Origin of the sequence: Paenibacillus sp. NPDC058071 (assembly GCF_042885235.1) — a bacterium.
In the GTDB taxonomy this organism is placed as follows: Bacteria; Bacillota; Bacilli; order Paenibacillales; family Paenibacillaceae; genus Pristimantibacillus.
Genome location: NZ_JBHVSK010000016.1, coordinates 74,580 through 89,235 on the forward strand (window position 1 = coordinate 74,580; position 14,656 = coordinate 89,235).

At 47.3% G+C, this 14,656-nt stretch carries 8 protein-coding genes; all 8 read right to left on the reverse strand.

Features of this window, described 5'->3' with window-relative positions; translation table 11 throughout:
- Positions 1–524 precede the first annotated feature (524 nt).
- The 8 genes from ACFVTB_RS21910 to ACFVTB_RS21945 all read right to left on the reverse strand — a co-directional run bounded on the left by ACFVTB_RS21910 (position 525) and on the right by ACFVTB_RS21945 (position 14,499).
- Positions 525–1,250, reverse strand: coding sequence for a response regulator (locus tag ACFVTB_RS21910; RefSeq protein WP_387753992.1), 726 nt, complete (start codon positions 1,248–1,250; stop codon positions 525–527).
- An 8-nt stretch (positions 1,251–1,258) separates the two neighbouring features.
- On the reverse strand, positions 1,259–2,416 hold the full coding sequence (locus ACFVTB_RS21915; protein ID WP_387753995.1) for a sensor histidine kinase: 1,158 nt from the start codon (positions 2,414–2,416) through the stop codon (positions 1,259–1,261).
- 211 nt (positions 2,417–2,627) lie between these two features.
- A complete protein-coding gene (locus ACFVTB_RS21920) occupies positions 2,628–5,330 on the reverse strand; it encodes a stalk domain-containing protein (protein WP_387753998.1) in 2,703 nt (900 codons plus the stop codon).
- Positions 5,331–5,521: 191 nt separating this feature from the next.
- Positions 5,522–9,904 carry an Ig-like domain-containing protein gene (locus ACFVTB_RS21925; RefSeq protein ID WP_387754001.1) on the reverse strand — a complete coding sequence of 1,461 codons (4,383 nt, stop codon included), beginning with the start codon at positions 9,902–9,904 and terminating at the stop codon, positions 5,522–5,524.
- Positions 9,905–10,061: 157 nt separating this feature from the next.
- Positions 10,062–11,270 carry a methionine adenosyltransferase gene (metK, locus tag ACFVTB_RS21930; RefSeq protein ID WP_387754004.1) on the reverse strand — a complete coding sequence of 403 codons (1,209 nt, stop codon included), beginning with the start codon at positions 11,268–11,270 and terminating at the stop codon, positions 10,062–10,064.
- A 169-nt stretch (positions 11,271–11,439) separates the two neighbouring features.
- The gene (locus tag ACFVTB_RS21935; protein ID WP_387754006.1) at positions 11,440–11,715 is read right to left on the reverse strand and encodes an alpha/beta-type small acid-soluble spore protein; all 276 of its coding nucleotides are present in this window, start codon (positions 11,713–11,715) and stop codon (positions 11,440–11,442) included.
- Positions 11,716–11,828: 113 nt separating this feature from the next.
- Complete coding sequence (locus tag ACFVTB_RS21940; protein WP_387754009.1) at positions 11,829–12,311, reverse strand: hypothetical protein; 483 nt, start codon at positions 12,309–12,311, stop codon at positions 11,829–11,831.
- A gap of 85 nt (positions 12,312–12,396) precedes the next feature.
- Positions 12,397–14,499: a hypothetical protein gene (locus ACFVTB_RS21945; protein ID WP_387754011.1), complete on the reverse strand. Its 2,103-nt coding sequence runs from the start codon at positions 14,497–14,499 to the stop codon at positions 12,397–12,399.
- Positions 14,500–14,656: the final 157 nt, after the last annotated feature.

A 14,656-nucleotide genomic window follows, 5' to 3' on the forward strand; every position in this document is an offset into this window, starting at 1 on the left:
TTCTTCCCTGTAACGGCCATTTCGGCCGTTATTTCAGCTAAAAGTTACTTTCATGCGTCCTTCTGACCTCACTCGTCTCCTCCAACGGCCATTTTGGTCGCTATTGCGACGCTGCGTGCTCACTTCTGCCCTGCAACGGCCATTTCGGCCGTTATTTCATTAATTCCAATGTTCACCACCCTACCATAACGCCCGCCCCACGCTCACGGATCAAAAGAGCCAGAAAACAAAAAAAGGCCTCCAAACCTCGCTCGACGGACTGAGCCGTCGAGCTCGGAACCGCTAAGCTGCGGCGCTCCGAGACCGCGGACGGCGCCGCGAGCGGGTTTAGAAGTCTTTTTCACTGCTTGCTGTTTCTTAAAGCCCCAGCATGAGGACTGTAGATACGCTTTGTTTATTTCAAGGATCCTGCTTTATATGTATGCGTCCCTATCCATCGGCCAGCCTGACCGGCCAACTAACGCAGCAACCACACACGAAGCCGCTGCTCCATCCGGCCAGACCAGCCTTCGGCTCAACGGTCGCTACAGCGTTACCCAGCCGTACTTGATCGATTGGATAACCGCCTGTGTACGGTCGTCCACTTCCATCTTTTGCAGAATGCTGCTGACGTGATTTTTTACCGTTTTCTCGCTGATGAACAAAAACTCGCCAATCAGCTTGTTGCTCTTGCCTTCGGCCATCAAGCGAAGCACTTCCGCCTCGCGCCTTGTGAGCGGGCTGTCCTCGCCGATGAATTTCACACCAGGCTCTCTTGCCGCCGCCGCACCGGATACAACGCCCATTTCGTCGAGATAAGTCATCCGGCGAAGCTGGTTGATCAACTTGCCTGTTACCTTCGGATGAATATAAGCGTGGCCGTTCACGACCGAACGAATCGCGTTAATCAGCGACTCCGCCTCCATATCCTTCAGCAAGTAACCGGTAGCGCCTTTGCGCAGCGTCTCGAATACATAGCTTTCGTCATCATGAATGGATAGAATGATGACCTTCACTTCGGGAAAAATCGTTTTTAACCGTTCTGTTGTTGCTACCCCGTTCTCGATCGGCATATTGATGTCCATGAGAACGATTTCCGGCAGTGTGTGATTGCAGAACTCCAGCACCTGAATGCCGTCGCCGCATTCGCCGATGACTTCCAAATCGTCTTCCATATTCAGTATCCGCTTTAAGCCTTCCCGAAAAAGCTGATGGTCGTCAGCCAGCAAAACTTTAATTTTCCGTTTGCCATCCAGGGCATTTTGCGTCATTCGTCATCTTACTCCTTTCTGCTCTCTGTAATAGGGATTTGATACATAACTTTCGTCCCTTGTCCTAATTTTGAGTCTATTTCCAACCTCCCTTCGAGTAGATCGACACGCTCGCGCATGCCCATCAGGCCGTAATGAGAGTTGTGGCTAGCATGAAATTCGACAAGTTCACTCTGAAAACCTACCCCATTGTCAAGGACGGTTATGGTGACTAAATCTGGCTGATAAGCCATCTCCAGTGTGACGAAAGAAGCGTTAGCATGCTTTTGCGCATTCGCATATGCCTCTTGCACCAATCGGTAAATCGCTGCCTCCATCGCGGAAGGCATTCTGATTTCTTTCCCAGTCAGCTCGAATTTGGTATGTATCTTGGTTTTTTCCTCAAAGTCCTGAACGAATTTGCGAAGCGTAGGCACAAGTCCCAGATCATCCAAAGCCATTGGACGCAAATTGAAAATAATTTTACGTATTTCCTCCAGCCCCGAACGCACTTGCCCTTTCAAATCTATTAATTCGTCCTGCACCAGTTGAAATTCCTTCTTGATGAGCATTCTTTCTGCAATTTCTGTGCGGAGAACGATATTCGCAAGTGATTGCGCCGGTCCGTCATGAATTTCGCGGGCAACCCGTTTGCGTTCTTCCTCTTGCCCGAGAATGATTTTAAGTCCGATGGCTTGCCTTGTCTTAGCGGACTCCAATATTCTCGTCACTTGATTGAGATCGCCGGATAAATACTCTAGCACGACGTTAATTTGCGAAGCGATCATCTCGGCGCGCTCGATAGAGTTCTCTACATTACGCACCCGCTTCTGCAGATCATCCCGCCGCGTTTTCAAGTAGGCTTCTTTTTCGCGATACACCATTAAATCGAGCTGGATTTGCGTCGCCTTCTCGTAAGCGAGCTTAATATCCTCTTCCTTATATCGGACAAAATCCTTGCTGACTTCAGTCAACCGGATACGAGCACGCCGGTAATCGGCCTCCAATTCATCCACTTTCTTGATCGTCTTGGCGTTCTCCTCAAGTACGATATCAAGCTCTTGCATGAGAGAATCCAATTCGCCTCGAGCTGTCTCGCATATTTCATAAATTTGAATCTTGCTGTCTTCCATGACAGCGATCGCGTTCGTTATAACGCGGTTAATATCTTCGATATGTTGGTCCACGACAGATCGGCTACCTTTCCGCATGCATTAACGGCATCGCCCGTCATCGCGAACGTTTCCGGGCGAAGCTCGTTTTGCAATGAAATATAAATTCTTCTTTATATTCCTAGGCTGCGATAGAAATCTGCCGCCCGATCGGGCGGCAGAAACCGCCCAGCTCATGAAGGTTATACCATTCTATCATAACATAGAACGGCTGCCGCTCGCCCACCTAATCAATGGTAACTTTTCTAGTCGCTTTCTCGTATCCAACCTTTAGTCCTAGATTTTCAGAGAACAATCGAATCGGAATGAGTGTTCTGCCGTTGCGAATAATTGGCGCAACCTGCGTCTCCGAAAGCTTGCCGTTCGTAATCAGCTCTTTCTTCCCGATCGTCATCTCCAGCATTGTCGAGCCGTTAATCACGGTCACACGATTGAGCTTATTGTCCCATTGCAAACGGGCGCCCATCGCATCGGTGACGAAGCGAAGCGGAACATAGGTCGTACCGCTCAGTTCGAGAGGAGGCACGTCTAGCGTTAGTTTTTTATCGCCGACAACGGCATTCTTGCTGCCGATCGTCATCTCAACATGCGTTCTCGTTGCCGCCGACGGATCGGCCGCGTATTGCAGCTTCAAGTTGTCGACACCGACCGTGCCGGTTGCGGATCGTTCGTCTTGGCCTTCCGCAATCGTAACGACGTAAACCCTTTTCAACTTCACCGGGTATTTCATGCCGTAAGCTCCCAAGTCGGCGCGAACGGTCTTCCATCCCGTCCAATCGAGCTGCTTCGCCAGATCGACCATATAGTTTTTGCCGTCCGCATCGGTGAATTCGGCGCGCAGCCAGTTCAGGCTTCCGTCGCCATATACGTCCGCCGACAGCCCCGTAGGGGATCCAGTTACTGATCTACCGCTCGTGCCATTAAAGACGGCATATACGGCTTTAGTCCCTGTTCCGGCGGAGAAATCATAGTCGATTTGCAGTGCCTTGCCGGAGGATTGTCCCGGCAAATCGGTCGCAAGTTTCACGCCGCCGGTAGTCGTGGCGGCCGGTGTAAATTGAGATGTAATGCTGTAGCCAACTTCTTCGAAGTTCTCCAGCTCCCGTTCGGTGCCGCCTGCCGTCAAAGGCAGCAGCGTCGGATAACCGTCGTATCTGCCGATTGCGTAACCGGTCGATCCGGTCACCGTGTTGACGGTCAGCGTATTGCCTTTAACCGATCCTGTCAATCCGATATATTCCCATTTGAGCGAATCGCCGGAAAGCTTATAGCTTTTGCCGTTTTTGAGCGTCACCGTTACCGGCACGGAAACGGTCGCTCCTGCGGCCAGGACGCCTGCTGCCGTATCCAGTCTCAGGTCCGCGATCTGATCTCGTCCGATGACCTCGACCGTTTGTGATGCGGTTACGGAGCCGGATTTTACCGTTACTTTTCCCGTACCTGCTTTCGTCGCTGTAAAATCCGCCCCGCTTAACGAACCGATGCCGCCGCTGCTGCTCCAGTTTGCGTTCGTACCGTCGAGTGTGAATGGATTGTAGTACGTGTCGTAGCCCTTCACCGTGAAGGATGTCTTCTGACCGACAAACAATACATTCGATCCGCTTACCGTAATTCCTTTTAACTGGCCTTTCGGCGCCGTCGTGAACACGCCAATCCCGTTGGCGACGCTGCGCTGCGTCGTGCCGTACTGCGTGGAATGCGTCAGCTGCAGCCCGGTCTCGCCTAGCGGACGGTCTATCATCGTTGTCGAGCCGCCGCCGTCCAAGTTAATGCCTTTAAATACGCCTAGCTGCACCATAATCTGCTGCAGTTCCTTTAGATTTGTGCCGGTGCTGTTCCCGAACTTTTCGGTCGTAATCAAGTATGCCTTTTTACCGTCCTTGGAGTAGCCGACCGCCGAGCGGGATACGTAGGAGGAGCCGCTTACTCCGGTAATATCGCGAGAAAAAGCTGCCGCCGCCCCGTTATTTACGAGAATGGTATGGCCCCCGATCATCATCTCAAAAGTAGAAGGATCGACCTTGTTGCCGCTTGTCTGAGAAACTAGCGAATATTGGTTTTGCACCGCTTGCCCTACTTGCAAATGCTGCACGATAAAGTCGGCCGCCGTACCGTGTCCGCGAAGGATATAGCCGTCGCTCGGCACTTTGCCCGCAATCGCCGCCTTCTCCGATATTTGTTCGACGATGCCGTTGCGCACGAGCACCTCGGTTGGCGTCGCGCTGGAATTTTTCGGACGCTCCGCCCCGCCCCATGCGCTAGTATAAATGTATAAGGCGTTGACGTGGCTGTACTTAGAGCCCATCTCCGGGTTATTGGCCGATTGGTTAATGCCGGCAAGCGCGAAGGTCGCTCCGTCTCCTGCCGTCACCGTTCCATCGAATAAGTAACTGTCGATAACCGGTTTTTTGTCTTTGGTCACGCCAAAAGCGTACATGCCTTTTATTTGCATCGGGCTTGTCAGCAAGGAGCCGCTTGTAATTTGCGCGCCCATCGGCGAGCCTTCTGTGGTCGTTATAAAAACGTCGGCGTTTATGCCCGCAACCGCTCCGTTTTCTTTTACCATGTTCGTTACCGTGTTCAGTTGGCCGATACTGTTGCTTCTGCCGCTCAGTGCGTTTAATTGCACATAGGGATTGGAAAGATCAATCTCGATCACATTGACATTCGATTGCACGCTCTTTCCGCTGCGTGTTCCCGTCCAGACATAGCTCAGTTTTTGCGCGCCAGCCGTTATGTATGATTTGTCGATAAGCTTCAAATTAGTGCCGACTGCGGCCGCTGCGATCGATACCTTCATCGGGCTCCAAGGAACCGAAACTGCTGCTGTCAAAGGTTGAAGGAGCAATGCCCCGCCAATTACAACTACAATCACTTTCTTGCCTAGACCTAACGTCTGCCGAACGCTGTTGTCCCCTGCCTTACGCATATTGATTGCAACTCTCCCATCTCTCGGATCCTGTTCGAATAAGAACGGACTCTATAAGTCTATCAATTATAGACTACAAGTGGGGAGTAAAAGTTACGATTTTTAAGATTAATATTTATTCATGGTAGAAAATATTACCGGCATAAAAAAGCGGCGGCTCTATGAAAGAGTCGCCGCTTTGCCATGTTGATTTACAGGAATTTCACATATTCCAATAAACGCTTAATCATAACCGTCGCTTCCGCTCGAGTCGCATTTGTCGTAGGACTGAACGTAGTCGTCGTCTTGCCGGTAATAACGCCCGTATAGACCGCTTTCGCTACGTCCGTTTGCGCCCAAGAAGCGATTTTATTGCGATCGCTAAATTTGCTCAAATAGGAAGCTGTAGAAGATGGCAGCGAAACGCTAACGTCTGCTACTTTCGCTGCTCGCGTCATCATAACCGCCATCTCCTGGCGAGTGATTGGGCTGTTCGGCTTAAACGTGCCGTCCGGATGGCCCATTACAATACCCGCATCGGAAGCAGCTCCGATATAAGCCGCCATTTTCGTCCCGCTGTACACGTCCCTATACTTAGCGGCTGCCGCGTCATTGCCTGGCAATCCTAGCCCCTTCGCAATATATGTGGCGAACTCGCCCCTTGTAATCGGCTTTTCCGGCTCAAAGCCGCCGGAGGAACGTCCCTCGACAATAAATTTATTTGCCAGCAATAGAATCGTTTCGCCGGCCCAATGCCGGTTGATATCGTTGTAGTTAAACGAGCCTTGTACTAGAGCGTAAACGCCGTTGCCTTTACGCTTGAAGGACGCAATCGTATCGGAACCGGATACTTGGAATACCGTCGGGACATACGATATGCCTTGAACGGCAGGATCGTACCACACGACAGTCGACGATTTCACGGTTACGGAGGATGTCACTTGGAACGTTTTCGTGACATGACTGTAGAACGCCGTTACCGGTTGTTTAGCCGAACCGTTTGTCGCCGACAAGACAAAGTTGGCCGGCGTTGAAAGAATAGTAGCTCTTGAGTTGCTGTTAATCGCGCTCGTCAAAGAGGACGTCAAGTTGTTGTTTCCTTTGTCGATCTCGATCAGCAAGTCTGAGCCTACTCCGTAAGAACCGACAGAATTCAAAATCTGTGAATAGTTAAGCGAAGCAAGCGGAATTTCATAGGACACGCCGTTATATTGGACGGCGAAGATCCCTTTCTCGCTGTAATACATTGCGCTTTGTAGTGCGGCGATAGGAACGGCGACAATAGCCGCATTTTCCGAACTAGGTACTTGAATCACCAATCGGGCAACTGACGAACTAGTCGTCCGCAATGCTTGAAATCCGAGCGTGATTTTTTCCGCTTGGACTGTATATTTTGTAGCGTTAAATCCTGCAGGCGAGGTGCCTGTCGTTCTAATTACGGTGGATGGATCAATGCCGATTCCCCCGCCAGTTACTTGTACGAATCCGCCCGGAATCGTGTCTAGCGACGATGTTTGGTTGGAAGCAGAGAAGTTCATGATATTCTCAACCGTTTTGCCGCTAACCGTTCTCAATCCATTTGTAGAACTGCCGTTATAAGAGAAGGTAACGGCGCTTCCGCTTGTTAAGGATGACGACAGTGTCAAAGTCACAGTAGATCCATTGATTTCAATTTTCGATACGGTGTACGTCGTTCCGTTCGATTGAATCAAGAATTGCGAAGCGATCGGTACATAAGAGATGTTTAACGTTTCGTTAAACGTTAACGTAACTGTGCTTCCTTTTGCTACCACTGCTGCAAGCAAGCCGCTTGTATTGCCTACAGGCGCATAGACCCCTGTGAACGACGGCGCCTGGTTGCCTGCTTCATCTTTTATTCGATAGGTGCCCGGGTTATAGGTCACATAAACCGAGTCATTGGTATTAACAGAAGAACTGAGCGATAAAACCACGGTCTCGCCGGAAATTCTGACTTGCGTTACGCTGCGCAGGTTGCTGTTAACACTTACAGTAAAATCGTTTACCGAAGGAATCGATGAACCGCTCAGCCATTTATTGTAACGGATTGTAATCGTCGAGCCGTTCGAAATGGCACTGATCAGCGATGGTGTCGTATAATCGGGACCACCCGTTATTCTATAGCTAGAAAATGATGCTACGTTGATACCATTCGAATCTTTAATCGGAAGCGAACCCGGCGTGTAAGATACATATACCGTTTGTTGACCGTTGAACGTGTAATTCACCGTTAACTGGACGGTTGAACCTGATACATAGATCGAAGATGGTTCATACCAAGAGCCGTTAATAGAAATGCCAAACTGGGTATGAGCGCGACTGTTGGCAGCAGCCAAGGCACGGCTGAAGTTCAACGTCACGACGTTGCCGTTGACACTGCCACTTGTGATAGTAGCCGCGCTGCCACTCTCTAAAGGTACGACATCTTGAGTTGCGATGTTTAGCGCCTGGTTTCCGATCAAATCTTTAATTCCTCCGCCGTTCAACGGCTTCGAATAAGAAAGCTTTACGGATTGTCCATTTATTATTTCGCTTGCCAGCGTCAATTTGACTGTATTGTATGCAACAGCTACAGAAGTGACCCGACGCATCAAATCATTTACTGTAATATAAAAATTACTGACCTCTGGAATGCTGTAACCGAGATCCTCATTAAAAGTCAATGTAATAATATTTCCACTGTATTCCAACTTGGTAACAGCAGGAGGCGTCGTATCGTTACCAATGGTTTTAAAGGTCCATTGATATTGGTTTTTAATGCCTTCATAAGCAAGGCCCGCATAATCAACCACCGCGTTACTGCCGATTTCAATGTAATAATTGACGCCTCCCTCCAAGACCGTTCCCGAAGGTTGCGTAATGATAATTTGTTTAGAATTGTCAGGATTTACATAAAAATTGGCCTTCACTGGCCGGGCAGTTTGGCTATTAATCGGTCTAATCCAAATCTCGCCGCTTCCTGCCATAACTGGTTTGTTGAACAACGCGTAAAAAGTCGAATTCGGCAATACATTTGTCGAATTGTTTTGTGGAGAGATCACTTCCAGCAACGGTTTCACTGTGTCTTGTGCCACTCTAAATTGCCATTGATTCGCTGCCATGCCTCCGTAATAATTATTTGCAGCATCACGAAAAGCTCTATTCCCAATCACTACGTAATATTGGGAGTTATTTACAAAACTTTTATCCGTATCAAAGCTATTCAACGCCTTATTCGGATTGATCGTTATTTTATTTGTTCCGCCACCGGTTACGTTAGTCGATGTAACCGGAATAGAGCGAAATAATACATTGTTAACGACATTACGAATCTCAATATTTCCCTGATCCGGATAAACCGGCTTGTTGAATGCAATTTCCAGATTGGAAGTAAGCGTTCCTACGACAACCCCATTAGTCGGGTATACCGCTGTTGCAAGAGGTGCATCCTTGGCGTCGCCTGGATCAGTTGTGAAGTCCCATACAGAGGCATTAGAAATGCCTTGGAACCATTCGCCAGTCGTTTTATCAACAAATGCTCCCGGATCGATCAATACATAGTATTGAGTTAAAGGAAGCTTTTTCGAGGTTGTTATAGTCACGACACTTCCGGTAATCGATACTCGCGACGTATCGGTAGCAAGGATACGCTCGTCGTAGTTATCATACGCTCTTACAAGATGGATATATTTATTGGCAGAAGCGGCTACATCTTTATCAAATGCTACAACCAACGAAGCATTGACCTTAACCGATGTAGCGTTATCTATTGGTTCAAATCCAGTAACATTCACAGGAGCAGCTGCCGTTACAAACCGCCAGTAAGTTCCCTGATATGAATTTCCTGAGTAGTCTTGAAAAGCTCCACTAGGGATGCTGATGGTATACGTGCTATTCGGAAGCATAGCTGCTTGCGGTGTAATTGTAATCGTATTTGTACCGCTTCCCGTCACTTGACTTGAAGTAACCGAGATTTTACGATCATCGCTAGGCGTGCTGTTCGTCAGCACGATATCCCCCCCTGCAACATACACCGGTTTATCAAAGACTAACGTAATCGCACTCGTAATTGGAACTCCTGTGGTGTTATGTGCTGGATTGATCCCTAACAATTGTGGACGATTTACGTCTACCTGTTCGATCGTTTTAAAATTCCATTGCGAAGCATTTGCAATACCAACATAATTAGCCCCGTTGGATTGGTTAATGAATGCGCCTGGATCGATCAAAACATAATAATCAGTGTTCAATGCAAATGCAGCGCTCGGTCTCACTGTTACGGTTCTACCCGACGCATCTATTGAAATGCGCGAATCGGTCGCTACATTGTAGCTTTCGAAAACTTTATTTTGCGTGTAATTGTAGATGGTAAACGCAGCCGAACCCGTACCACGGGCAACTGGCTCATCGAAGGTTAACGTCAGCGGCGCATTTAATTGCACGCCCGTAAAATCGTCTTGCGGACTTGTACTTTGCAGCACAGGCCCGGTAGCTGCTGCTTCAACCGGTGCCGTGAAGCTTAACCAATTAGGCAACACCAGTTGTAAGGCGATAACAATCGCTACGGTTAAACTTAATCTTTTGCGGTAACGGTTCATTCCCTATTCACTCCCCGAATAAATACAGTCGTACTTTATTTGTCGGTTTTTAGGAGAGAATAGTGTAGATGATTTGGGTAATTTGTCCAAAATTAAACGAAAAAAGTTCTGAATCCGAGGATTCAGAACTTTTACTCAATAATAGACTTAAATGTATTTAGTTAGCCAAAGCGTCCGCTTTCAGTTTATCGGCTTTATCAACGCGTTCCCATGGAAGATCGATGTCTGTACGGCCAAAATGTCCGTATGCAGCCGTTTTTCCATAAATCGGGCGACGCAGGTCGAGCATTTTAATAATCCCGGCTGGACGGAGATCGAAGTTGCTGCTGATTACTTCAACAAGCTTCTCTTCCGAAACTTTCCCAGTTCCGTATGTGTCGACGTTGATCGAAACCGGTTGCGCTACGCCAATCGCATAAGCAAGCTGGATTTCGCATTTGTCGGCCAAACCTGCGGCAACGATGTTTTTAGCCACATATCGGGCTGCATAAGCGGCCGAACGGTCGACTTTAGTCGGATCCTTGCCGGAGAATGCGCCGCCGCCATGGCGAGCGTAGCCGCCGTAAGTATCGACGATGATTTTACGGCCTGTCAGGCCGGCATCGCCTTGCGGACCGCCGATTACGAAGCGACCGGTTGGATTAATGAAATATTTCGTTTGCTCATCGAGCCATTCAACCGGAACAACCGGTTTGATCACATGCTCAAGAACATCGTTCTGAATTTGCTCTAGCGTAATCTCTTCCGCATGCTGAGTCGAAACGACAATCGTATCGACACGGACAGGCTTGCCGTTGTCATACTCGATTGTAACTTGCGTTTTGCCGTCTGGGCGAAGGTAGCCCAATGTACCGTTTTTACGCACCTCGGATAAACGACGGGCAATGCGATGCGACAAAGCAATTGGGAGAGGCATTAGTTCTGGCGTTTCATTCGTGGCGAAACCAAACATTAAACCTTGGTCGCCTGCGCCAATGTCTTCATTTTCTTGCTGTACGTCTTTGCCGTCGCGAGTTTCAAGCGCCGCATTAACGCCTTGCGCAATATCGGCAGACTGTTCGTTAAGCGAAGTCAAAACCGCACATGTGCTGGAATCAAAACCGTACTTCGCACGCGTGTAGCCGATCTCTTTGATCGTACGGCGAGCAATTGCTGAAATATCGATATAGTCAGCACGGCTGCTGATTTCTCCAATGACAAGTACAAGTCCTGTTGCAACAGACACTTCACAGGCAACGCGTGCGTACGGATCTGCCTCCAAGAACGCGTCAAGGACCGCATCTGAGATCTGATCGCAAATTTTATCCGGATGGCCTTCCGTCACCGATTCCGATGTAAATAAGTGACGTCCTTTAACAACCGACATCCGTATCAACCTCCTACACAGCTTTTATATGAGATAAGTGCTGACTGCCTACATAAAAAATGAACCTTTTCCAGTAGGAAAAGGTTGTTAGACAACTCTCTAACTCAGTATAATACCGAAAATGCCTGAAGGTGTCAATGGACAGGCATAGATACCATATTTTTTATGCTTACTTATATCCCTGAAGCACTTGCTCAGCTTGTGCGACTAATCGTCTTGTGATCGAACCACCAACCGCTCCGGCTTCTCTCGTCGCCAAATTAGACCACTGAATGCTGCTGTAACCGCCTGAAGACGCCGCTCCCAGCTCGCCTGCAAATTCTGTATCTTCTCCTGCTCCAGCAGCATAGGATGAGCACAAGCCGAGCTCGGCGGCGATTTCATACTTCATTTGATTAAGTGCAGCCTGACAACCCTGTACGACAACTTTATTAGAACGACTCATGATAAGCACCTCCAAAGGAATGTAGAAACATGTCTTTAGAGTGCGTTCACTCGGGGTTTTATAAGCGTATAACCTATTGTTAATGAGGGTAAAATGTTCTAAACAAGCCGATGTTATTGTACAGTATATCCGCCCCGCACTAGTACAGTTAGCGATTTTGTGAAACCGGGATCTGTGGTCACTCCACGCCCCGCACGAGGGAAAAGAATCAAATGGTTCGCTGGGACGGTATTCCCTTTAAAAATATCTTTACCTGCCGTCAAATCGGACAAACCATTAGCGTCTGGGCTGAACACGACAGCTTTGCCGGAGCGAACAATTACTTCTGTTCCTTCACCAGCAATTAATGTTTTACCGTTAGGTACCGTTACCACTTCCAGTTTTGTACTGGATCCTGCATTTCCGCCGCCGCTGCCTCCTCCAAGCTTGGCAATTTGTTCATCGACATAGCTTTTCGTTACGACTGGATCATCAACAGAACCAGGATTTGACCCAATTCCATCTGCTACTATAGCGTCCATTCTTGATAAACCGAAAATAAATCCAACGGCGATTAAAGCGACTACAACGATTGTACGAATGGTCATTTTTTTCATGCTAACATTCTCCTCTCAAAGCAAATCGAGTATCTATTTAAAGATACTCGATTTTAATAGATTTCACTATGCTAATTTTGCTATTTTATTTAACGTCTGGATTTGCCCAGTTCAGATAAGGAGACCATCTGATCGTTCTCGAAACCAATTTCGTCTTATAACCGTTGATCTCTTCATATACATTCAACTGTATCGTTTGCGATATTGATTTGCTGGACAAATCTTGCACAATGTTGTTGTAGTTGTTGCCCAATTTCCAGACGTATTGTCCTGTGGTGCCCTCCAGTTCAATCGGCACTTGAACCATGACGGAATTGATCGACTCATCCTCAATTACGACCGTAAACTTCTTGCTGCTGAACGCTTCATATGCGAAGTCTCTTGACACTTGACCATTCAAATCGATATCGGCTTTCACATCGTTTAGGTACGTAATAATATTGTCGATATTGACCGTGTAAGCGCCAATTTTGATTTTGCTGAAGTCATTCGTTGTTTGATCGGCCTCAGGCAATGCGTAGCTTGTCGCATTAATAAACCCTTTAGCCGGAGTTTCATTCGCTTTTGTAATACCTTCGTCATTGTATCCGACTCCAAGGACTAGTGCTGCGCCTTTCAAGTCTGCATTTTTCGGTACTTCGGCAGTTAAAATAACTTGCTCTTTCTTCGAAGGACCGATAACGGTATCGGATTTAATCAATGTCGTATTATATTTACTTCCAGTAGCAGTCTCGATGTAGCCAAGTAGTTTAGTTGTAGCCGTTGCAAAATCCTGATTATTCGTAGCGTCTACATAAATAGCCAGCAAGTTGTTCGCTGAACCTTGCAGCAACTTCACGTTAGTAACCTTGACTCCCAGTTTCACACCTAGATCGTTCAAATTGTTCGTATCGCCCAGTGCGATAGACTTTGGAGTCGATACCGCAGTTGTTCTCAATGCGGCTAACTCCCGATTGGTTTCGCCCTCTTTTTCAAAAAGCTTCACTTTAAGTTCCGCGAGATTAGTTGTAGTTGGTACTGTCGCGGAATAATAAGCAGTTACACTGCCATTGGAAGCGATAGAAAGCTGCGAATCCAATGGAACTTTCTTTGTTTGGATTTCAGCATTGTCGCCTAAATAGAAACTGCCGGTTATGGCTGGTACAGGCGCAGACTTCGAGCTTTTATTCGTAATTGTCAACTTTGTAATTAAATTGTCTTGACCCATCCAAGTATATCTTTGAAGCGAGTCTACTTTCACTTTATACGTATAATCATCTTTAACATATTCATATTCCGTCGTTGTAGCGCTAGTGTTGTTGGCACTCAAGCTCAGATTAAATTTAGCGACCGGCAGCGTAACCGATGCCGCAGCCTCGCCAAGCGACTGGGATACAATCAATTTCTGTCCGTTAGTCGATACCGCTTTCGGAAGTGTGATCGTCAGCTTAATTTTTTCCAAGATTTGCGGGCGCAATAAAAGCCCTTGGCTACTGTCTGTTGACGTTTTCATTTGATACATCGATCCGTTGGAAGCTTGTATAAAAAAGCCCATATTGGACAATAACGTTTCGTAGTTGCCCGTGTTTCTCATTGCAAGCTCAAGATTAATGATGTTATTATCAGTGCCTTTGGAAATTGTAGCTTTATTTACGCGAATATTAATATTGGTATTATTCAATTTAACCGACTTATAACCGTTCACTTTAACCGCATTATTGTAGCTGGAAGAGAAGTTGAATTTACCCAACGTTCGTTCGTAGCCCGCTACTGAAAAGTCGAATTTCACGACTCTCAATACGAGATCACTAAGCGAAACATTCGATGGTACCTCGCTGTAATAAGTTAGCGTAATGCTCGATTTTGCAGGTACAGATTTTTTGCTCTTATCGCTTTCTACTAGAGTAGCAATATATTTAGTTCCGCTAACCGAACTCAAGCGAAACCAGTAATCCTGCAAATTAATTGGTGCGTTACTCCCGTTATAGAACGTGACGGTAAAGCTTGCTGTACGCCCTTTGCTGCTAGGCATCACATCGGCGTTCTCCAGCTTCACGTAAGAATTACTTGTAATATAAACGGGCTGAGGCGCGTTGCTGGCTGCTGCTTCGCTGGTCGAAGCGAGTGCCGGCAATAGTAAAGAAACAATAAGTACAAAAACTAAAGCAACATGAATTTTTAACGCTTTCCTGCTCTGAACAACCTGCATAGTATCACTCCGCATCGTTTTTTATATAGACGTATGCTTGATGGAATAAGTTTCGTTTCCATAGAAACTTTTCCTGAACATAAACTCCCTCCTATTGTAACAGACTTATATGAACATATAATGAACATAAAAAAAGACCTGGCGAGAAATCTCGCCA